This is a genomic window from Slackia sp. CM382, from assembly GCF_000293015.1.
Lineage (GTDB): Bacteria > Actinomycetota > Coriobacteriia > Coriobacteriales > Eggerthellaceae > Slackia > Slackia exigua.
The window spans coordinates 28,884-50,976 of sequence record NZ_ALNO01000005.1 but is presented as its reverse complement, the minus strand read 5'-3'; the positions used below and the strand labels follow the sequence as shown (position 1 = coordinate 50,976).

At 62.7% G+C, this 22,093-nt stretch carries 16 protein-coding genes; 2 read left to right on the top strand and 14 right to left on the bottom strand.

Going from position 1 to position 22,093, the window contains the following annotated elements; genetic code table 11:
• Positions 1–39: 39 nt before the first annotated feature.
• The 5 genes from HMPREF1155_RS02155 to HMPREF1155_RS02135 all read right to left on the bottom strand — a co-directional run bounded on the left by HMPREF1155_RS02155 (position 40) and on the right by HMPREF1155_RS02135 (position 5,822).
• Positions 40–903 (bottom strand): DmsC/YnfH family molybdoenzyme membrane anchor subunit, encoded by an 864-nt coding sequence (locus HMPREF1155_RS02155; protein ID WP_009076903.1) that lies wholly within the window; start codon positions 901–903, stop codon positions 40–42.
• 9 nt (positions 904–912) lie between these two features.
• On the bottom strand, positions 913–1,605 hold the full coding sequence (locus tag HMPREF1155_RS02150; RefSeq protein ID WP_009076776.1) for a molecular chaperone TorD family protein: 693 nt from the start codon (positions 1,603–1,605) through the stop codon (positions 913–915).
• 49 nt (positions 1,606–1,654) lie between these two features.
• Positions 1,655–2,284: a 4Fe-4S dicluster domain-containing protein gene (locus HMPREF1155_RS02145; RefSeq protein WP_009076880.1), complete on the bottom strand. Its 630-nt coding sequence runs from the start codon at positions 2,282–2,284 to the stop codon at positions 1,655–1,657.
• Between the two features lie 330 nt (positions 2,285–2,614).
• Entirely contained in the window at positions 2,615–3,277 is a 663-nt protein-coding gene (locus tag HMPREF1155_RS02140; RefSeq protein ID WP_006362079.1) for a 4Fe-4S dicluster domain-containing protein, read from the bottom strand.
• A 28-nt stretch (positions 3,278–3,305) separates the two neighbouring features.
• Positions 3,306–5,822: a DMSO/selenate family reductase complex A subunit gene (locus HMPREF1155_RS02135; protein ID WP_009076990.1), complete on the bottom strand. Its 2,517-nt coding sequence runs from the start codon at positions 5,820–5,822 to the stop codon at positions 3,306–3,308.
• A 240-nt stretch (positions 5,823–6,062) separates the two neighbouring features.
• Here HMPREF1155_RS02135 and HMPREF1155_RS02130 point away from each other — a divergent pair, with 240 nt between their 5' ends.
• A complete protein-coding gene (locus tag HMPREF1155_RS02130) occupies positions 6,063–7,700 on the top strand; it encodes a helix-turn-helix transcriptional regulator (protein ID WP_009076842.1) in 1,638 nt (545 codons plus the stop codon).
• Between the two features lie 40 nt (positions 7,701–7,740).
• Here the strand turns inward: HMPREF1155_RS02130 and HMPREF1155_RS02125 are convergent, their stop codons facing one another.
• The 5 genes from HMPREF1155_RS02125 to HMPREF1155_RS02105 form a co-directional block, all read right to left on the bottom strand.
• Positions 7,741–8,919 carry a 4Fe-4S binding protein gene (locus HMPREF1155_RS02125; protein WP_009077003.1) on the bottom strand — a complete coding sequence of 393 codons (1,179 nt, stop codon included), beginning with the start codon at positions 8,917–8,919 and terminating at the stop codon, positions 7,741–7,743.
• A 107-nt stretch (positions 8,920–9,026) separates the two neighbouring features.
• Positions 9,027–9,674 (bottom strand): vancomycin high temperature exclusion protein, encoded by a 648-nt coding sequence (locus tag HMPREF1155_RS02120; protein ID WP_009076897.1) that lies wholly within the window; start codon positions 9,672–9,674, stop codon positions 9,027–9,029.
• A 74-nt stretch (positions 9,675–9,748) separates the two neighbouring features.
• Positions 9,749–12,328 (bottom strand): leucine--tRNA ligase, encoded by a 2,580-nt coding sequence (gene leuS / locus HMPREF1155_RS02115; RefSeq protein ID WP_009076913.1) that lies wholly within the window; start codon positions 12,326–12,328, stop codon positions 9,749–9,751.
• Positions 12,329–12,450: 122 nt separating this feature from the next.
• Entirely contained in the window at positions 12,451–13,548 is a 1,098-nt protein-coding gene (locus tag HMPREF1155_RS02110) for a peptidoglycan DL-endopeptidase CwlO (protein ID WP_009077010.1), read from the bottom strand.
• Positions 13,549–13,641: 93 nt separating this feature from the next.
• Positions 13,642–15,162 carry an IMP dehydrogenase gene (locus tag HMPREF1155_RS02105; protein WP_009076815.1) on the bottom strand — a complete coding sequence of 507 codons (1,521 nt, stop codon included), beginning with the start codon at positions 15,160–15,162 and terminating at the stop codon, positions 13,642–13,644.
• Positions 15,163–15,288: 126 nt separating this feature from the next.
• Here HMPREF1155_RS02105 and HMPREF1155_RS02100 point away from each other — a divergent pair, with 126 nt between their 5' ends.
• On the top strand, positions 15,289–16,743 hold the full coding sequence (locus tag HMPREF1155_RS02100; RefSeq protein WP_009076997.1) for an aminopeptidase: 1,455 nt from the start codon (positions 15,289–15,291) through the stop codon (positions 16,741–16,743).
• 500 nt (positions 16,744–17,243) lie between these two features.
• Here HMPREF1155_RS02100 and HMPREF1155_RS02090 read toward each other — a convergent pair whose 3' ends face one another.
• The 4 genes from HMPREF1155_RS02090 to truA all read right to left on the bottom strand — a co-directional run bounded on the left by HMPREF1155_RS02090 (position 17,244) and on the right by truA (position 22,090).
• Complete coding sequence (locus HMPREF1155_RS02090; RefSeq protein ID WP_009076798.1) at positions 17,244–17,675, bottom strand: DNA starvation/stationary phase protection protein; 432 nt, start codon at positions 17,673–17,675, stop codon at positions 17,244–17,246.
• An 80-nt stretch (positions 17,676–17,755) separates the two neighbouring features.
• Positions 17,756–18,142 carry a transcriptional repressor gene (locus tag HMPREF1155_RS02085; protein WP_081501512.1) on the bottom strand — a complete coding sequence of 129 codons (387 nt, stop codon included), beginning with the start codon at positions 18,140–18,142 and terminating at the stop codon, positions 17,756–17,758.
• Positions 18,143–19,358: 1,216 nt separating this feature from the next.
• Entirely contained in the window at positions 19,359–20,732 is a 1,374-nt protein-coding gene (locus HMPREF1155_RS02080; protein WP_039993212.1) for a sodium-dependent transporter, read from the bottom strand.
• 398 nt (positions 20,733–21,130) lie between these two features.
• On the bottom strand, positions 21,131–22,090 hold the full coding sequence (gene truA / locus HMPREF1155_RS02075; RefSeq protein ID WP_009076924.1) for a tRNA pseudouridine(38-40) synthase TruA: 960 nt from the start codon (positions 22,088–22,090) through the stop codon (positions 21,131–21,133).
• Positions 22,091–22,093: the final 3 nt, after the last annotated feature.

Below are 22,093 nucleotides of genomic sequence, written 5' to 3'. Positions count from 1 at the left end.
ATGTCCGCGGCAGTGCAAGACGCCCATCGCGCACGCACGTCAGAATCCGACCGAAAGGTACGCATCGTAGAAGGGGAATCGGACGATGAGCGATGCGGCGATGACGAGCAGCCATCCGACAAGAGAGAATACGATGGCGCGCGCTCGCGAGACCTTGAGGCTCAGCCCTGCCGTCTGAAGGCAGAGCCCCACCCCTCCGACGACGGCGTGCACGGCGATGATCAGGGGAAGGTCGCCTACAAGGGAAAGCGCGCCGATCACGTTGTTGCGGGCTTCGGAAAGAAACGTCAGGTACGAAAGCAGCAACGCCGTCCCCGCGACGAGTGCGACGGCCGAGATCGCGATCAGCACACGCGGCCACATCCTCGAATCGACCTCGGCGACGAGCAGGACCGCAGATGCAAGGGCGGGTCCCGAGAACGCGGCCGTCGCCAGCAGGTTCGCCGGCGTATGCCAGGTATGCCACGACACGACCGTATCCACGCCGTACGCAAGCGCCATGCACGCAAGCATGAGCACCGCAGATGCCATCGCGGCGGCAAGCAGGACGAGCGAAAGCGCATGGGCATGCCCGATACGGTACATGTACAGCCAGAAGACGCCTGAGAAGAAAAGGAATGCGATAACGGCCGCGACCTCGTTCGAAAGCGGCGAGCGCCCGATGCCGAAGACGACATACAAGGCGTTCGACGGCATGCCGAGATGCGTCGCGGAAGCTATGAACCCCGCCCACACGACGGCGATGGGCACGAAAAGCCACTTCCCCAGCCGATCGAACTGCCCTCCGTCGAGCGCAGGACGTCGCACGAGCAGAAACGTCGCGAGGCACAGGAACGCGACGGCGCCTGCGGGCGCGAGAGCCGTGAACACGGCGAGCGTCTGTCCGTTGAAACCACCGTTCACCTGGATGTCCTATCGATACAGCCGGAAGCGGGCCGGCACGATGCCGAGAAGCGCGCATGCATCGTCGAGCGTGGCCTGGGCAAGCACGCCCAAACCCTTGAACGTCGAGGTGCGCATGTCACCGAGAAAGAGCTCGAAGAAGCGCGGCGCCCAAGGCATGAGATGACGCCCCAGAAATTCGGGGATGAGGGCGGAATCGCGGGACGCAAGCGCGGCGCACAGCAGCAGCATGCGCCCGATCTGGTCTTCCGGCTCGTTTTCACGAGAGGCGCATTCGATGCCGTGCATGCGCATCCATGCGCGAAGCTCCATCCAGGTCCAGCCGTACATAACCTGGTCGCGATCGGTGTAAACCGATCCGAACGGCGCGGCGGCGCGCATGCCCGTCCCGCGGAAGAGCCTTTGGAATTCCAGGTCGAGCGTCCGCTCGTCTTCTTCGGCGCCGCACGCGATGAGGTCGGCGGCGAGCGCGAGGGCATCGGAACCGCCCAAGGGCCAATCCCGCGCCACGTCCACGGATCGGATGGCCGACCGCGCACGCGATGCCTCCTTCTCGATCGGGCGCTGCGACAGGCAGACCCCCAGAAGCGTGCACGCCGAACCGAATGCTTCGAGAAATCCCCGATCGGAAAGCAAATCATCGGATGCGTCCCGATCTTCGAACCGATAGTCTTCGATGCATCCATGGGAATTCTTCGGCATTCCGATTCCTTTCTTCTATCAGCAGACCGCCGCATTGCGGGCGCAGGTCTTAGAATCCCAGTTCATCGACATTCGCGATGGCAAGATCGCCTTCTTGGGCGCGGCGCGCCGCCGCCGATGCATGAATCGTCAGATTGGGATACGTATAGGAGGAGGGCGGCAGAGGCAGGACGGCATAGGTCAGGTCTTCGCCCGCATGCGCGGCGGCGAGATCCGTGCGTTCGCCCCATCCAAGCGCGCGCAAAGGACAGGCATCCACGCAGATCGGATTCTTCCCCGCCTCCACGCGCGACGTGCATCCGTCGCACTTGGAACTCTGATGCAAGGCGGGATCTATCGAAGGGGCATGGTATGGGCAGGCGATCGTGCAGTAGCCGCAACCGATGCAACGCATATGGTCGACCTGGACCAAGCCGAGCCCATCCTTATGCATGGCGCCCGTCGGACACACCTCCATGCAGGCCGGCTGGTCGCAATGGTTGCAGGCGAGCGACACGTGGTAGGCGAACGCATCGGTCGTGCACGTGCCGTCGGCGCCGCATGCGGTTTCGCCGCCTTCGCAGTCGATGACGCGCCGATACAGATGCCCGGCCTCAAGCGCATGGAAATCCATGCAGGCCATCACGCAGGTGCGGCACCCGGTGCAGCGCGCGTTATCGAAATAGAAGCCAAGCCCCACATCTCCCCCGTTCTGTCGCGCGATGCGCGAACGCCGCCTCGCGCGGTGCGATCGTCTGCGGGAACCGCGACGCGACGGCGCCTTCCATTGTACCCGTCCCGCACGGGACGCCTCAACATCGGGAAGGAATGTGCATGCCTCGCACGCGATCGAGCGATCGATCCGCCCTATGCACGTGCGGACCGCCCAGCTACGCGAGAAGGAGCGCCCACGTCACCGCCAGTTCGCCCCATGCGCGTGCAGGGGCCGCCATGACGACGGCCCCTGCACCGACCGAAATGCACCCGAGGAGAAAACGTCTCGGCCGTTTCGCATCCTGGCAGGATGGCGCTACTTCATCGCCATCGTGATCTCGCGCGCCTCCACGTAGGTGACCTCCGGCTCGTTCGTCACGGAGCCGGTTGCGTCGCCGACCGGCTTGGCCGCGGCGCTCGCGTTGATCGCAAGGCTCGGCGTGGTCTGAGATGGATCGGGCAAGGGCGCGATGCCGTCGAGCGCATCGGGATGCGCGGCGCGCAGATCGTCGATCGGGCCGAACTCGAGCGCGCGCAAAGGGCAGGCGTCCACGCAGATCGGATTCTTCCCCTCCTTCACGCGATCGATGCAGCCGTCGCACTTGTAGGCCTTGTTGTCTTCCTTGGACAGGATGGGGACGCCGTAGGGACAGGCGTCCACGCAGGCTCCGAAGCCCTTGCATGCGTCCTGGTTCACGAAGACCAGACGGGTATCGGAGTCCTTCTCGATGGCCCCGGCCGGGCAGGCTTCCATGCACGCAGGATTGGCGCAGTGGTTGCACGCCGCCGATACGTGATAGGCATACGACGTCGTGCTCAAAGTGCCGTCGCCGTTGTCCTTCCAATCGCCGCCCTCGTAGTCGAAGATGCGGCGGAACGCCATAGTCTCGGACAGATCCTTGAAGTCCTTGCATGCCATCTCGCAGGTGCGGCAGCCGGTGCAGCGGGCGTTGTCGAAGTAGAAGCCGTACTGAGTCATTGCTGATCCCCCTTTCGTTTCCGGATGCCTACGCCTTGACCTTGGTCACTTCGGCGATGATGGAGTCGGACTGGCCGTTGCCGTGGGCAAGCGGCGTCGGACGGTACGCGGTCAGCGTGTTCACGCATCCGCCCTCGTCGACCTTGTCCCCTTCCATATTCGCCTTATGCCAGGAACCCTGCGGCACGGCGATGGTGCCGGGAATGATGCGGCTGGTCACCTTCGCTTCTATCCTGATGACGCCCGAGGGCGATTTGACCTGGACCATGTCTCCATGGGCGATGCCGCGGGCCTTGGCGTCGGCCGGATTGATCCACAGCTGCTGGCGTGCGACCTGCTCGAGCTCGCGGATGAAGCCGAACGATGAATGGGTGCGGCTCTTATGGTGGAAGCCGGTGCAGTACAGCGGGTATTCGTCGGTCACGCTGCCGTAGCCCTCGTAGCCGGGATAGAAGACCGGGATCGGATTGATGGATTCGCCTTCCTTGAGCTCCCAGGTCTCGTTCAGGTCCGCCAGCTGTTCGGAATAGATCTCGATCTTGCCCGACGGCGTGCCGAGCGGATTGGCGGACGGATCGTCGCGGAAGGCCTTCAGGCCGATGGAAGGATCGCATTTCACCTTGTAGACGCCCTGCTCGCGGATCTCGTCCCAGGTCGGCATCTCAGGATGCGCCTCGCGGCCGGCTTCATACAGGCTTTTGACCCAGTCGTCATGCGTCATGCCGCCCTTGGTGAAGACGTCCTTGGTGCCCATCTTGTCGGCGATGTCGGTCATGACGTCGTAGGAGCTGCGGCATTCGCCGGGCGCCTGCTGCGCAGGCCCGCCCACGACGACGCCGGTATAGTACTCGGAATACCCCTGCGTCTGCATATTGAGCTGCTCGGAGCGCATCGCATCGGGAAGCAGGATATCGGCGTATTTGGCGGAGTCGGTCATGACCGTGTCCCACGTCAGGATGAAGAGATCCTTGGATTCGTCGGTGAGCGTCTCGTGCACGGCATTGATGCCGCCATGCTGGTTGGTGATGCAGTTGCCCGCGTAGTTCCAGATGAAATGGACGTCGTTTTTGAGCATGCCGTCGGGAAGGGCGCCGGTCGGATCCTTGACGCCGGCGTTGACGGTGGACATCTCATGGCCGTGGTCGACCGCATTGAGCCATTCGTAGCACGGGATGGTCCATTTCACGGCATTGGGCGCGACGCCGCCTTCGATGGGAGCGCCCGATGCGTCCACGTCGGCGGCGGGAAAGCCTTTAACCAGATAGACAGGAGGCTCGGCCTCGCGCTGGCCGGTGTTTGTGCCGGGAAGGCCGATCTTGCCGAGCAGGATCGGAACCATGCAGATGGCGCGTGTGGTGTCCTCGCCGTTAGAGTGGCGCTGAGGGCCCCAGCCCTGGGCGACGAACGGCGCTTCGGCGGCTTCGAGATCGGCGGCGAGGGCGCGGATCGTGTCGGCGGGAATCTGCGTGATGGGCGCGGCCCATTCAGGGGTCTTCTCCACCATGTCGTATCCGGTGCCCATGATGTAATCCTTGTAGGACCTGTTCTGACCCTGCGCGGATTCAGGCATGGTCTCCTCGTCGTAGCCGACGCAGTAAGCGTGCAGGAAGTCCTCGTCCACCGCGCCGTCCTTGATGAACTCATGGGCAAGCGCGCTGGCCAGAGCGGCATCGGTGCCGTTGCAGATAGGCAGCCACTCATCGGGATGGCCCGAGCTCGTCTCGTTGAGGCGGTAGTCGATATTGACGATCTTGCCGCCGCGACCGACGACGGCCTCGCGCACGCGGGCGAAGTCCCAGCAGGCGTTCGCGCCGCCCATACGCGTTTCGGCGGGCGAATTGCCCCAGAGCACGACCAGATCGGAATTCGCCTCCGCTTCGGAGAACGAAGACGCGTGCACGTTGTCGTACGGAGAGAACTGCGTGCCGAACATGTAAGGCATGGCGGCGGAAAGCTGGTTGGTCGAGTAATCGTAGTGGCGGGCGAGGAAGCCGCCGATGCTGTTGAGCAGCCGGGCGGACGGGTTGCCTGTCGCCGAATACATGCCTGTGGCATAGATCACATGGATGGCGTCGTTGCCGTAGGCGTCGATCGTGTACTTGAGCTTGTCGGCGATGGTCTGGATGGCCTCGTCCCAGGAGATCTGCTCGAATTCGCCGGAGCCGCGCTTGCCCGTGCGCTTCATCGGATACAGGATGCGCTCGGGGCTGTTGAGCCAGCGGCGCATGGAACGGCCGCGCAGGCAGGCGCGCGACTGGAACTCGGCGTCGCCGATGTTATCGGTCTCCATGTAGGCGACCTTGCCGTCGATCGAATGCCACTGGAAGATGCAGTTGCCTCCGCAGTTGACGTTGCATTGCGACCAGGCGATGGTTTCCTCTCCCGCAGCTTCGGACGCATCGGTCGCCGCCGTCGACGAGCATCCGGACGAGCATCCGTACATCGACGCGGATCCAAGGACGCCCGCTGCCGCGACCGCGCCCGCAAAGGAGCCTTTCACGAAATTGCGGCGCGTGAACTCATGCGTGTCGGCACTCTTGCCCATGCTTTCCCCCTCGTATATCTCAATTGTCCCCCTGAAGCGTCTCCGAATCCCGACGCGCATGCCGCGCGTGCAATGGACGGAAACGCTTCCACTGCACAGAAAGGTACCAAGAAGGGCGTCATGGCGCATCGCATACGAGGTGTGATTTTTATGAAATGCCTGTTCAGATTAATTCTGGAACAGAACATCCCGGGAAAGGCCCTGGAATGCCGCATGACGTACGCAGGCACGTCTGGTTAAATGGATATATCGAAAAAGGAGTCTTCCGTGCAGCCAAACGCCATGCGCCCGCATGTTTCAAGCATCGGATTCGCGATATTCGTCGCCATCAACGCGACCCAGATATGGGGCGGCGTCTTCCCCTTCCTGCCTCAGAGCTTCCAAACCGACGATGTCACGATCCTCTTCTACCTTGCGCAGTCTCTCGCATACTTCGCGGCCTACGTCGTAAGCGCCATAGGGGCGTACTTCATCCCCCAGGCGACGCGGCGCATGCTCGTCGGACTGGTGACCGCGCTCGTCTTCATAGGATCCTCGTCCGTCATCGCGGCCATGTACGTGCCGTCGCTCACGCTCGAGCTCGTCGTCGCCGGAGCCGTCTTCCTCGGCGTCGGATGCGCGGGTATGTACATGCTTTGGCAGCGCTGCTTCGCATCCATGTCCGCGGACGAGGGAAACATGCGTCTCGCGCTGGGCACCGCGGCGGCGTCGGTCATCTATCTGTCCTTGCATGCCGTGCCCATCGCGCTCACGGCGTTTCTGCTTCCCATCGTGATGCTGCCGCTCTGCTCGCTCGCGTTGACGCTCAGCGTACGGGAGATGGAATTCGACCAGGCGATGTTCGAAGATGTGCCGCGCGAACACGCGCAGGTCTATGCCCATCTGCTCAAGGACTCATGGACGAGCGCGGCCGCCATCGGCGCGTTGGCGTTCGCCGCAGGACTTGCACGGGGAATCGCCGTGCTCGAGGGAAGCCTCGCATCCACGGTGAACGTCGCATCGATGATCGGAGCGCTCGTCGCGGCGCTTGCGCTCGTCGCGGCATGGCGCCTGAGATCGCTGCGCTTCAGCATCAACTCGGCATACGTGACGGCCTATCCCTTCATCGCCGCATGCCTGCTCGTCTTCCCCTTCATGCAGAACGATGCAGGGCTCACGCTGTTCGCCGGCCTTACGCATACCGCATTCACGCTGGCCGTCATGGTGATGATGATGCAGTGCGCGCAGATTTCCCGCGACCGCGGCATCAACCCGGTCTTCATCTACGGGTTTTTCGGAAGCGTCGCCTACGGCGTGCAAAGCGTCGGATTCTTGCTCGGATGGTTCGCACGCGATCTGCCTGTGCACAGCATGAAACAGGTAGGATTCCTATCGCTTCTCGCCATGTTCGTGCTCGGCATGGTGCTGTTCGCCGCCACGGGCCTCAGACGTCCGAGCCCGGTCGGACAGGTGGAGTTCATCAATACCGACTCCTTCAAGCGCGCGGCGCGGCGAACGGAATGGAAGATGGAAACGACCGACGAGGCTTCGGGATCCGGGATGCCTCGCGCGGTTTCGAGGGGCGATGGACCCCTGGAAGAGAGCGTCGCGGATAGCAGGCCTGGAACAAGCGAGAAATGGCGGCGCGACGATGATTGGGGCGATCGCGTGATCACGGACCGCATCTCGAAGCAATGCCTCGTGCTCCAGCAGGAATACGGGCTGTCGACGCGCGAAACCGAGGTCTGCGAGGCCATCGCGCGCGGCCTGTCGATGGCGACGATTGCTGAAAGACTCTTCATCTCGGAAAACACCGTGCGCACCCACAGCCGGCATATCTACGCGAAGCTCGATATCCATTCCCGTCAAGAACTCGGCGCCATGCTGCAGGAGATGTAGTTTCGAAAGCGCATCAAACGGCCTTGTGGAGGTGGTCGTCTTAGAAGAAGTTGACGCGGGAGCAGGCCTTGCATGCGACTTCGTCGCCTTCGGGCTTGAAGGCGCGACCGCATTTCTCGCACAGACGCAGCGAGACCGGATGTTCGACCAGCGCCGGGACATTCGCGGTCGTGATCGCATCCCATCCGCCGAGGTTTTCGTTCGGGCAGGTCATATAGCATAGCCCGCACTGCGTGCAGAGACTCGCGTCATGGATGAGCGCCTGTCCGATCCCCTCTTCGCGCGCATGCCCGACGGCCGCATCATAGGCGGCCCGAGCCTCCTCGACGCTCATCGGCGGCGCCTCGCCTTCCGCAAGCCTGCGAGGCGCGCGCTTCGCACGCTTCTCGGCCTCGCGCAGCTCCTGGTACTCCGCCTGCCCGGGAATGCGCAGCTCGATCGCATGATGAGGGCAGATGCGCACGCAGATCTCGCATCCCTGGCAGTTCCCGTCCTCTTCGAGCGTCGGCCAGGTGACCTGCGGCCGTTCGTCGTCCGGCAACGATTCGAGCGCCTCGACGAGCATGGCGCGATAGTGCGACATGGTCACGGATCCAGGATTCACGGCCGCCTCCGCACCTGCGGCCAAGGCACCGACGGCGGACCCGAACGCCTGACGGCGCAGAGCCCCGCGGGCTGCCCGACAGTCTTTGGGCTCTGCGGAAAGCACGCGCCGCGCGAACTCTTCCTTGCCGAAGAAGCGGCGAAGCGTGCGCAGCAGATCCTTCACCCCGTCGAAGGAAACCTGGTCGTCGCATTCCTTACAGGGATGCGTCTTGACGACCGCCGTGCGCGTGAGGGCCGCCGTGGCCAACACCTCCCACGGCAGAGCCGCCAGGCACGGCACCGTCACGTCCACATGGCCTTGGGCTTTCGGGCATCCGAACACGATGGCGTCCGTCGCCGAATCGAGCGCCGCGGTAAGGGCCGCGAAGCTCGACGAGGATTCGTGGATCGCTTCGGTCGGACAGGCGGAGACGCAGAGGTTGCAATTGATGCAGCCATGCCAATCGGGCTTCGATTCGTAGATAGGCAGCCCCTTGGGGCAGACCGTCCCGCAGATGTCGCAGGGGTTGCGCCGCTGCACCGTGTTCAGGCACAGATGGTCGAGGCGCACGGGATGGCTCTCGTGCATGTAATAGCCGAGGGCGTAAATCGCCAGATCGTCGGCGAGTGCCACAACGATGTCCTTTCCCCCTGGAATGCACGCGCGAGTGCCTGGACGAGGCGCCCGATGCGCCTGGCGCGCCTGGCGCCGCTTCGACCGGCAATCAGAGCCGATCGGAATCAGGCGATGGCGGATGCAGCGTTCTCCGCCGTGTCGCCCGACGCCACGCTGATGAAGTCGGAGCAGCGACTCGCGCATTCCCGCACATCGTACCAGAGTTGGTCGTCATACGAACCCGAGTCGCTTATGACCCCGTATGTGTCCATTCCCGTGCCCACCCCGTCGAAGACGGCGCGGGAAAGATGGTATTCCTGGGTCACGGCGATCGCGCTCGACGCCCCGTAGACATGCGCGCAGCGCCACATGCTGTCGAACGTGTGGTACCCGCCCTCATCGCATACGATGGCGGACTCGGGAACGCCCTTGCTCATGGCGTATTCCTTCATATGCAGAGGCTCGTCGTAGTTCGACGCACGGCCGTCCCCGGACATGACGATGACGGGAGCGGCGCCCGATTCGTAGAGTTCGACCGCCGCGTCCACGCGATGAGCGAGAATCGGGGACAGAGACCCGTCGGATAGCACGCTCGCCCCGAGCACCACGATGCAGTCCGCCTTGAGGCCTTCCGATTCGGCTTCCGCGAGCGTGCTCACCCGATCATGCGCCTGAAGGAGCACGATGCCGTTCAAGCCCGCGACGACGAGCGCACCGAAGAGCGCAAGCGTGAACACGAGCTTGATGAACGCTTTGACGAACGTGCGGAGCACGCGAGAGGCCTCCTTCGAAAGAACGGTCCCCGCAGGCAATGCGCACCCGCAGGAACCGAATGCATACGGACGAGCTATTTGGCGACGATATTGACCAGGCGGCCGGGAATGACGATCGTCTTGACGACGCGTTTCCCCGCAAGCGCAGCTGCAGCGGCATCGCAGCCTGCAGCGGCGATCGAATCCTGATCGAGATCGGCGGCAACGGTGATGCGCGCCTTCACCTTGCCGTTGACCTGGACGGCAAGCTCGATCTCGTCTTCCTTGGCAAGCTCGAGGTCGAACGCGGGCCATGCCTGGGCATGGACGGACGTTTCCTTATGGCCCAGAACCGTGGTCCACAGCTCCTCGGCCCAATGAGGCGCGATGGGCGCGAGCAGCTTGACGATGGTTTCGGCTATGTCGGCATCGAACGATGCGGCCTCGTCGGAAACGCGATCGTCCGCGCCGGTCACGCGCAGATAGTCGCTTGCGGCGTTCACGAGCTCCATGATGGCGGCGATGGCCGTGTTGAAGGCGTTGCGGCCGAAGTCGTCCGCAACCTTGGCGGCCACGCGATGACGTTCGCGCAGAAGCTTCGCACGGGCGGCATCGGGTCGAGGCGCCCCCTTGCCGGAATCGGCCTGGAACAGCGAATCGTCCCCGCCCTCGCGCTTCAGGTCGAAGACGATGCGCCAAGCGCGGTTCAGGAACTTCGACAGGCCGGCGAGGCCATCCTCGTTCCAGAGCAGCTCCTTGTCGGGCGGCGCCATGAACAGGATGTAGGCGCGTACCGCATCGGCGCCGTATGAGGCGATCATGTCTTCCGGCGCGATGACGTTGCCTTTGGACTTCGACATGACGTCGCCATGCTCGTCGAGCACCATGCCCTGGCACAGCAGGTTCGAGAACGGCTCGTCGAAATCGAGCATGCCCATGTCGCGCAGGACCTTCGTGAAGAAGCGGCTGTAGAGCAGATGCAGGATGGCGTGCTCGATGCCGCCGATGTACTGATCGACCGGCATCCAGGCGTTCGCCGTCGCGGGATCGAAGGGCGCGCTTTGGTTATGAGGATCGGTATAACGCATGTAGTACCAGCTCGAACACGTGAACGTATCCATCGTGTCCGTCTCGCGCCGGGCGGGGCGCCCGCACACGGGACAGGCGCAGTTCACGAAACCCTCGTGCGTCGCGAGCGTCTCCCCTGCCGCAAGGTCGATGTCCTCGGGAAGCATGACCGGCAGATCCTCTTCGGGAACGGGCACGACGCCGCATTCCGGGCAGTGGATGGCCGGAATCGGATTGCCCCAATAACGCTGACGGCTGATGAGCCAGTCGCGCAGGCGGAATTCGACCGTACGGCGGCCGCGGCCCATCTCCTCGAGTTTGGAGACCACGGCGGCCTCGCCTTCGGAATGCTTGCCTCCCGCCATGCCGGTGTATGCGCCGGATTGGACGAGCACGCCCTCGGCGGCGTAGGCCTCTTCCCAATCGACCTTCGTGACCGCGCGTCCGCGCTCGTCCTTGAGACGATCGTAAAGAGGGTCGTCCTCGGCCAGGATGATGGGGATGATGGGCAGGTCGTAGGCACGCGCGAAATCGAAGTCGCGCTGGTCGCCGCACGGGACGGCCATGACGGCGCCCGTGCCGTAATCCGCCACCACGTAGTCGGCAACCCAGACAGGCACCTTCTCGCCGTTGATGGGATTCACGACATAGCGGCCGGTGAAAGCCCCATGCTTTTCGTGGGTTCCCTGGGCGCGCTGGACGGCGGTGATCTTCTTGGACGCTTCGATCAGATCGAGGACGCCCTGCTCGTACGCGCTGCCGGCGACGAGTTCGGGCAGGCGCGCATATTCGGGTGCGAGCACGAAGAAGCTGCAGCCGAAAAGCGTGTCGGCGCGCGTGGTGAAGACCGTGATGATATCGTCGTCGGACGGGTTCGCGGGTTCGGTGCCGTCGGCGTCGCACAGGACGAAGTCGACCTGCGCGCCCTCGGAGCGGCCGATCCAATTGGACTGCTGCTGCTTGACGCGCTCGGGCCAGCCTTCCAGCTGATCGAGGTCGTCCAGCAGTTCCTGGGCGTAGTCGGTGATCTTGAAGTACCACTGCGTCAGGTCGCGCTTCTCGACTTCGGAATCGCACCGCCAGCAACGGCCGTCGATGACCTGCTCGTTCGCGAGCACGGTGGCGCAGCTCGGACACCAGTTCACCGGAGAGTTGCGACGTTCCACCAAGCCGCGCTTCCAGAACTGCTCGAAGATCCACTGGCCCCAGCGGTAGTATTCAGGGTCGCAGGCCACGACCGAGCGGTTCCAGTCGTACGAGAAACCCATCCGCTTGAAGCTGGCCTTCTGGGTCTCGATGTTGGAATAGGTCCACTTCGCAGGATGGCTATGGCGCTTGATGGCGGCGTTTTCGGCAGGCAGGCCGAAGGCATCCCAACCCATCGGATGCAGCACATCGAAGCCCTGCATGCGGCTGTAGCGCGCGATGACGTCGCCGATCGTGTAATTGCGCACGTGACCCATGTGGATGTCGCCCGAAGGATACGGGAACATCTCGAGCACGTACTTCTTGGGGCGTCCATCGCCCTCCGCCGCCTTATGGGCGCCGGATGCTTCCCACGAAGCCTGCCAGCGAGGCTCGATATCCTGCGGATTGTACTCTTTCATGCCTACCGGTCTCCTGAACGTACGAAGGGCCGCGCGTGCGCGGACCCGCAAACGGATGCTGCCCAGTATAAGGCCGCACCCTCGACGAGGATGCGGCCTAGATGCGATACCTGCAAAAACGCTTAGAGGAAACGATACGAGACGGTGCGCACTCCCCAATCCTCGCAGGAGCTGGCTCCGAGCGCGCTCCAGACGCCGGGCTGCAGGTCGAGCACGCGGCTGCCGCCGAAACCGCCGCAGTCGTTGACGGTGGCGACCACCGTGCGCCCGCCGTAGGATATTTCGACGGAACGTCCCAGGTAATCACGGTAGTTCGGCATGGACATGGAAACCGCCACGCCCATGGAGCTCTGCGTGACGATAGCGCCGGTCGCCGTGGCCTCTCCCAAGGTGCCGTCGCTCGTCGATCCGTACGCCGACGCCTCGCCGCTATGCCAGCCGTCCGACGACGAGGGCGTATTCGAGGACGACGAGCCGGCGTTCGAAGACGAACTCGAGGTCGAAGGCGAGCTCGACGAAGAGCTGCTCGAGGTCGACGACGCGGTCGAGCTGGACGAGCTTGACGAAGAGCCGGTCGAATCATTCGAGGTCACGACGGCATCCTTGGATGACGCGGAGGCCGCCTGCGCGGCGGCGAGGGCCTTCGCCTCCTCCTGGAGCTTGGCGAGGCGCTCGGATTCGGCCTCGGCATCCTGGGCATCCTTGAGCTGGGCCTGCGCGGAATCCACGACCTGCTGGGCCTCGGCGGACTTGTCGGCCGCCTGGTTCAGCTTCTTGATCTGCAGATCCTTCTTGGCGCCCAGATCCTCGAGCGCAGCCTGGTATTCGGCCTCGAGAGAGCGCTGCCGGGAGATGATGTCGGCCTGGGCGTCCTGAACGGCCAGGACGTACTGGGCGTTGTCGATGAATTCATCGAGGCTTTGCGAAGCGAGCACGACATCGAGCAGCGAGATGCCGCCGGTCTTATATGCGAACTGGGCCGATTCGCCCAGCTTCTCGCGGCCCTTCTGGGCCGCGTCCTGGGCGTCGAGGACGCCTGCGGTCGCATCGTCGATCTGGGTTTGGAGATCGTCGACCTGGGCCTGCAGGTCATCGTATTCCTTCGTGATATCGGCGAGACGTGATTCAGCCTGATCGAGGCTTGTCCAAGCATCCGCGACGCTGCTGGTCGCGAACGCAGGAGCCGCAGGGACGACCGCGATGCTCGTCGCCACCCCCACGGCCAGGATCGCCTTCAGGATCGGCTTTCGTATGTTGGAATGAGCGTCTATGAGATATTCTCTTTCTATCGGGAACAGGGAAGCGACCGGGCTTTACCCGATCGTGTTGCCCACATAGGGCGACTTGTCCTTGAGCATGACGTCATGCGCGCCGCCCTCGGTGATGGACGTGGAGGAGACGACGGTGAGCTTCGCCTTGTCCTGCAGTTCAGAAATGGAGAGCGCCCCGCAGTTGCACATCGTGGACTTCACCTTCGAAAGCGTGGTGTCGACGTTGTCCTTGAGCGAGCCGGCATAGGGCACGTAGGAATCGACGCCTTCCTCGAAGGCCATCTTCTTCTTCGTGCCGCCCAGATCGTACCGCTGCCAGTTGCGGGCGCGCGAGGATCCTTCGCCCCAATACTCCTTCATATAGGAGCCGTTCACCGTGACGCGATTCGACGGGGACTCGTCGAATCGGGCGAAGTAGCGGCCCAGCATGACGTAGTCGGAACCCATGGCGAGAGCGAGCGTGATGTGGTGGTCGTACACGATGCCGCCGTCGGAGACGATGGGGATGTATTCGCCGGTCTCTTCGAACCATTCGTCACGGGCGCGCGCCACATCGATGACGGCTGTGGCCTGGCCGCGGCCGATACCCTTCTGCTCGCGCGTGATGCAGATCGACCCGCCGCCGATGCCGATCTTGATGAAATCGGCGCCATGCTTGGCGAGGAAGCGGAAGCCTTCGCGATCGACGACATTGCCGGCGCCCACCTTGACGGTGTTGCCGTAATGCTCGCGGATCCACTCGAGCGTGAAGCGCTGCCAGTCGGAATAACCCTCGGAAGAGTCGATGCACAGGACATCGGCACCCGCTTCCACCAGGGCGGGAACGCGTTCGGCGTAGTCGCGCGTATTGATGCCCGCGCCGACCATGTAGCGCTTCTCGGCGTCGAGCATTTCGAGCGGGTTTTCCTTGTGGGAATCGTAGTCCTTGCGGAAGACCAGATAGGCCAGCGAATCGTCGGCATTGACGAGCGGCAGGCTGTTGAGCTTGTGATCCCAGATGATGTCGTTGGCTTCCCGCAGGGACGTGTCGGCCGGCGCGACGATGAGCTTCTCGCGCGGGGTCATGAACGTGGCGACCTTCTCTTCGAGGCCCATGCGGCTCAGGCGATAGTCGCGTTCGGTGACGATGCCGAGCAGCTTGCCGGCGGCGGTGCCGTCTTCGGTGACGGGCATCGTGGAGTGGCCGGTCGCCTCGCGAAGCTCGAGCACCTCGCCGAGCGTCGTTTCGGGAGAAAGGTTGGCATCGGAGACGACGAAGCCGGCCTTGTGCGACTTGACGCGCGCGACCATGGCCGCCTCGTCTTCGACGGTCTGAGAGCCGTAGATGAACGAGAGGCCGCCCTGGGTCGCCAGCGCGATGGCCATCTTGTCATCGGAAACGGCCTGCATGATGGCGGACACCATGGGGATGTTGAGCGAAATGGCGGGCTCTTCGCCCTTCTTGTGCTTGACGAGCGGAGTCTTCAGGGAAACCTTCTCAGGGATGCATTCCGAGGAAGAGTACCCAGGGACGAGCAGGTATTCGTTGAACGTCCGAGCCGGCTCATCGAAGTAGAACGCCATGTCGCAACTCCTTTTCTGGTGGTTCACGGTATGTGGCCGACCATTATACGCAAGGGGTTCCCCGTTGCGCCATAATGTCAGCAATCAACGGCATTTCGCCACGTACGCCGTAAGAAGGAAGGTTCTATGAAACGCACGAACGCATGGCTGGCATACGACGAGGCCGCGCGCGGCGAAGCATTCGATTTCGCCGAACGGTACCGTATGTTCATCAGCGAGAACAAGACCGAGCGCGAATGCGCCGCGACCGCGATCGACATGGCGCGCGCCGCAGGATACATCTCGCTCGACGAGGCGCTTGAGCGCGGCAGCCTCAAGCCGGGCGACAAGGTGTACGCCGCCAATTACGGCAAGAGCGTCCTTCTCGCGCACATCGGAGCGCGCCCCTTATCCGAAGGCCTCAACATCCTGGGCGCGCACATCGACAGCCCGCGCCTCGACGTCAAGCAGAACCCGCTGTACGAAGCGAGCGAGCTCGCCTTGCTCGACACGCACTACTACGGCGGCATCAAGAAGTACCAGTGGGTCACGATTCCGCTGGCCATCCATGGCGTCATTGCGAAGAAGGACGGCTCGGTCGAGCGCGTCGACGTGGGCGAGGACGCGGGCGATCCCGTCTTCTGCGTAACCGACCTGCTCATCCACCTCTCGCAGGAGCAGCTGCAGAAGAACGCGGCGAAGGTGATCGACGGCGAGGCGCTCGACGTGCTCGTCGGCGGACGACCGGCGAAGAAGGGCGAGATCGAAGATGTGCCGGCATCGAAAGCCGACGCAGCCGGCGAGGACGAGGAAGACGAGACGCTCGCGAAGCTCGCCGAGAAAGAGCCGGTGAAGGCGTTCCTGCTCGATCTGCTCGCGCAGAAGTACAGCATGGAAGAGGAGGACTTCCTCTCCTCCGAGCTTGAAGTGGTCCCTGCCGGCGCGGCGCGCGATCTCGGGTTCGACCGGTCGATGATCCTCGGCTACGGGCACGATGACCGTTCCTGTTCGTTCCCTTCGCTCGTCGCGCAGCTCGAGGCGGAAGACCTGGAGCGCACCGGCGTCTGCCTGCTCGTGGATAAGGAAGAGATCGGCAGCGTAGGGGCCACGGGCATGACGTCGCTGTTCTTCGAGAACACGATGGCCGAGATCCTCGCGCTCGCAGGCGAACCGGGCGATCTGGCGCTGCGTCGCTGCCTTGCGCGCTCGAGCATGCTGTCCTCCGACGTGTCCGCCGGATTCGACCCGACGTACGCCTCGGCCTTCGAAGAGAAGAACGCCGCCTTCCTTGGGCGCGGCGTCGTCTTCAACAAATTCACCGGCAGCCGCGGCAAGGCGGGCTCGAATGACGCGAACGCCGAGTACATGGCGCGCATCCGTGCGGTCATGGAGAAGGGCGGCGCGGCATTCCAAACCGCCGAGCTGGGAAAGGTCGATGTGGGCGGCGGCGGGACCATCGCCTACATCCTGGCTCAGTACGGCATGGAAGTCATCGACTGCGGCGTGCCCGTGCTGAACATGCACGCGCCGTGGGAAGTGGTCGACAAGGCCGACCTGTACGAGGCGCTCAAGGGCTATCGCGCATTTTTGAAGTGGGCGTGATCGGCATCGCGCGTTCATCAGCGATACCGGCCGCGATGCCGACGCATTCGTCTGCGAAGCCGGCCACGATGCCGGCTTCGACGCATCGGGCGCGAAGCGCAGTCGATAGGGCGCATGCCGCCGTCGTCGGATGCGGTATGTCGGATGCGACATGTCGGATGCATCCTTGGGACGGCTCCGCCCCATATGCGGACGACCCTTTACCGGGGTGCTTGTCGGGATGCAGCAGCTCGACGGCCCCGCCCATATACGAACGACCCCGGACCGCGCATGCCGCCATCGGAGCGCCGTCGTCGGTGACGGATGCGGCGTCGGATACGGCAACATCGTCGCAATGCCGAAGGCTGCCCCGAACGCTTTGCGAACGTCTCGCTCTTTCGTCGCACAGCAGGAGATCCAGAACGAACGGTCATCCCGGATCTCCTGCGTAAGCCAATGTATGTCTTGTCCTGGCTATATGCTGTTTACGGACAGAAAGCGCGAAGCGTAAAGGAGGCTTCCTATCGCTCGGACTGGCCGAGCATCCACAGATGCTTGGAAAGCTGGGCGATATGATCGTCCATGGCGGCGGAGACGAGCGCGTTGCCCTCTTCGTCAGCAGCGTCCTTAACGGCCTTGACATCTGCAAGGATGAGTTCGTAATCTGCCTTGGCCTGCGTCATGGCATCGTTGACGGAAATGAAGTCGGATTCGCGTTCCGCGACGTTGGAGGCATCGAGGTATTCCTTCATCGAGGCGAGCGGCTTGCCGCCGTTCATGAGGATGAGCTCGGCCACGGAATCGACCGCTTCGTTGGCCTCGTCGTAGAATTCCTCGAGCTTGGCATGGGCCTGGAAGAACGCGTGGCCCTTGACGTACCAGTGAAGGTTCTGAAGCTTACGATGGGCGACGGCCCAGTCGGCGAGCAGGACGTTCAGCTTTTCGTTCAACATGATGATTCCTTTCCTGCGGGACGATGCCCCGCGTCTCATATGCGAGCTCCCCTGCATCTCATGCGCAGGCATCCCCGCATCTAATCCTGGCTTTCCTTGAGGCATTCGTCGCACACCCCGTAGACCGTGAGCGCGAAGGACGAAGGCATGCCGGGAACCGAAGCTCCGAGCGCATCCTCAAGAGCCTGCGGCTCGATCGAGGAGACATCGAAGATCCGACCGCACTCCGTGCATTTGAAGTGCTGATGGTCGTCGGCATTGCAATCGAATCGCGAGGTTCCGTCCCCTACGTCCACGAGCCTGATTTCTCCCGCATCCGCAAGCTGCATGAGGTTGCGATACACCGTGCCGACGCTGATGCGGGGAAATGCTTCGAGCACTTCCCGGTATACGTCCTGGGCGGTGGGGTGGTCCGACCGGTCCATGATGCATGCGCGAATGGCCTCTCTCTGTCTGCTGTACCTCAATTCAATCAATCCTTATCAGTAACAGTTACTGATATTGTTTATAGAGCATTCTTCGAATTCTTCAAGTGAGAATGATTCTTATTTAAGATTTCATCACATTCGGCTCTGGAGCCGCGACGAACCCGAGTTTCCCGTCCTTATCGCATGCGAAAACCATCGCCGTCCTGCCAGAGGCCTCGACGCACCCGGGCTTCCCGGAAAACCCGCGAATCGACCGAGAAGACAATCAGATATAACTCCGTCCGCGCATACGGGCGAGCACACTCGGAATCGCGGGCGCGTGCCCAGGAGCCTGACATGTCGGCCGGACATGCAAGCGAATGCCGCCGAAGGCCGTAAGTCAAACCCTTCCTTAATGCCAAAATATTAAAGCTTAGTATACCCTATAGGGGTATATTTTCAGCACATAAGTTGTTACCACAACGAATCAATGCTTAATTAAGGGCAGTTTCGTTGTGAATACAACAGAAATAATGCTTGGGATTCTCTAAGCAGCGATTTTTTGTCATCGGCATCGAATTCGATGGTCGAAAAGGGGCTATACCCCCCTTTTTTTTCTCTCTCTATTTTTCATGGACGAAGCTCGGAGTCCGGAGATTTAGGCGACCCGAAACATTGGGCGACCCGAATCCTTGGGCGTCCCGAAGCATTAGGTGACTTGAAGCTCTGGGTGGTCCGAAGCATTGAATGACCTGGATCTTTGGGTGGGCCGAAGCCTTGGGTGGTCAGAAGCCTTGGGCGACCTAAAATCTTGAACGACCCGAAACATTGGGCGTCCCGAAGCCTTGGACGGTCCGAAACATTGAATGACCTGAAGTTTTGGATGATCCAAGGCTTTGGGGTGCCCTGAACGCCGCATTCCGCACACCGATTCCCTTGCCGTTCCGAAAGCCAGCGGCACGTCCATGTTCGCAGCGTTCACCGCATCGCGCTTCAGACGCAGGTCGTACAAGCTTGCCGTTGCCGTTTGTCGGTCCCTTCCTCCCGCATGCAAAAGGGCTGCATCGGAACCGATCCGGCGCGATGGGTACCACGGGTTCTTCCTGAGAATCCTGATCTTCATGCAAAAAGGGCTGCGTCGGAACCGATCCGACACAGCCCTTCGAGGCGGCGCGCAGCAATCCGAGCATCGCGCGCAATGAGCCCTACACACGTCTAGACGCCGAAAGAAGATCGTCCGAACGCCCGTATCGCGCGCAGTGCACCCCGCAGGTGCCTAGACGCTGAAGAGGCCGAACTGCATACCGACGTACGCAACGAGGATGATGGCCACCAGCACCGGCGCGATGTACTTGATCATGACGGTCCAAGCGCCGGCAGCCTTGAACGCGCTGCCGTCCTTGATCTCCTCGATGAACTGCTGGGGCTTCACGAACCAACCGACCAGCAGGCATGTGAACAGCGCGACGATCGGCATGATGACCGAGTTGGAAAGGAAGTCGGCCAGATCGAGGATGGACGAGCCTTCGCCGAGCGGCTGGATGAAGGACAGGTGGTTGTAGCCGAGGTTGATGAAGATGCCTCCGAGGAAGATGGCGACCATCGTCACGACCATCGACTTCGTGCGGGTCCAATGCGTGGCGTCATGCACGATGGAGGTGCACGCCTCGACGAGCGAGATGGCGCTCGTCAGCGCCGCGAAGAGCACGAGCAGGAAGAACACGAACCCGACCACCTGGCCGGCGGCGCCCAGGCTGTCGAACAGCTGGGGCAGCGTGCCGAACATCAGGCTCGGACCGGCCTTTTCCGCAACCGCATCGCCGCCGCCGAGGGCAACGAACGAGGTCGGGACGATCATGAGGCCTGCAAGGAAGGATACGAGCAGGTCGAAGCCCGCGATGCGCGCGGAGGACTGGACGATGTCCTCCTTCTTCTCAAGGTAGCTGCCGTAGGTGATCATGATGCCCATGGCAAGCGACAGGCTGTAGAACATCTGGCCGAGCGCGCCGATGAGCAGCTCGGGAGAGAACTTGGAGAAGTCGGGGGTGACATAGTACAGCAGTCCGTCGATCGCGCCGGGAAGGGTCAGCGTGTAGACGGACAGTGCTATAGCCATGACGATGAGCGCAGGCATCATGACGAGATTGGCCTTCTCGATGCCGCCTTTGACGCCGAGCGCGACGACGATGAAGGTAGCCGCCATGAAGATCGCCATGAACACGAAGCTCGACACGGGGCTCGTGATGAACCCTGCGAAATATCCGTCGCCGGTGACGGCGGACGGCTCGGCGATATAGGCGAACGCGTATTTGGTCACCCAGCCGCCGATGATGCTGTAGTACGGCGTGATGATGAAGGGCACGAGGGACGCCAGGATGCCGATGGGCAGGTACTTACGCCCGAAATGGGAGAAGGCGCCGATCGCCGACAGCTTCGTGCGGCGACCGAGCGAGATTTCGAGAATCAGCATCGATACGCCGAACGTGAAGACGAGCACGACATAGGTGAGAAGGAACATGCCTCCGCCGTACTTGGCCGCAAGATACGGGAAGCGCCACATATTGCCCAGGCCGACCGCCGATGCCGCAGCCGCCAGGATGAACATCCATTTGCCCGACCACGTGGATCGGGTCTGAGTCGAATCCGCCATTTTCTCTCCTTGCTCGCCGCCCTTGCAGGCGGCTTCGCGAAACACGCGTCCTCCGAACAAGTCGGATGCGACGCCTTCCGAAACTATGACGCGTTATTCTAGCGAGGAGATTCCATCGGGAGTTTTTTCTTTCGAAAAAAGTAACAAAATGATGGCAAGCGGCTGTTCGCCCCGATGAATCGAGAAGCCTTCGTGGAAATGACGCGATGAAAGGCGTGCGGCCGTATCCCTAGCGCGAACGCAGGGAATGCCGGCATGCGAGATGCCGGCGAGACCCGTTACCCATGCCGCGCATCTCGAAAACGCGCCGATTCCCTAGCGTTCGGCATCCAATGCCCCTCTATGCGCCGGGGTTCGAGCGTCCCATCGAGACACGTCGATTCCCTGGCGTTCGGCATCTAGTACCTGACGCTCCAGAACGTCAGGCCGCATGCCGGGGCCGTCTCGCCCGCGGCCGTGCGGTCGCGGGCCGCGAGCACGTCGGCGACCCAGGACGCATCACGCCTTCCCTGTCCCACGGCGACGAGCGTTCCGACGATGATGCGGATCATCGAATGCAGGAAGGCATTGCCGACGATGCGGACTTCGACGACGGGCGTGCCCATCACGTGCGTCGAGCGCACGTCCGCCTCGATGACGCGTCGGCAGGTCGACCGCCCCTCCCCTTCCAGATGCAAGGCGGACGAAGCGACGCAGAAGCTCTTGAAATCATGCTCGCCCACCAGGAGCCGCGCCGCAGCGTTCATGGCGTCGACATCGAGCGGAGCGCCGCGCAGATGCCAGACGCTGCGCGCGATGAGCACGGGACGCGCGTTGCCCGTGGCGATGAAATAGCGGTACTCGCGCGACGTCGCGTCGAAGCGCGCGGAGAACCCTGCGGGACGCTCTTCGGCGCATGTGACGGTGATGCGTTCGTCCACCAGCGCATTCATGGATTTCATGAGCGTCCGCAAAGGACGGCTCGCGAATTCCTCCTCGGTCAGGTCGAAGCTCACGACCTGACCGAGCGCATGCACGCCGGCATCGGTGCGTCCGGCGCACACCGTGTCGACGGCGCGACGGTAGAGCACGGACAGCGCCCGTTCGAGTTCTCCCTGCACCGTCGTCACATGGCTTTCGGCCTGGCGCGCGAACCCTGCGAAGGGCGCTCCGTCATAGGCGACGCCGAGCGCCACGCAGCGCGACGACCGCGATGCTTCCAAGGCTTCTGCGGCAGAGAACACCGCACCGGCGGCACAACCATCGCGTGCGACGTCCGTCGCACCGACGGCATGCGCGATGCCGGCGCACGCGACGAATCCGTCGCGTGCGCCATACGTATGCCCTTCGTCCGCACGATGGACCGACACCTGCTCCACGAC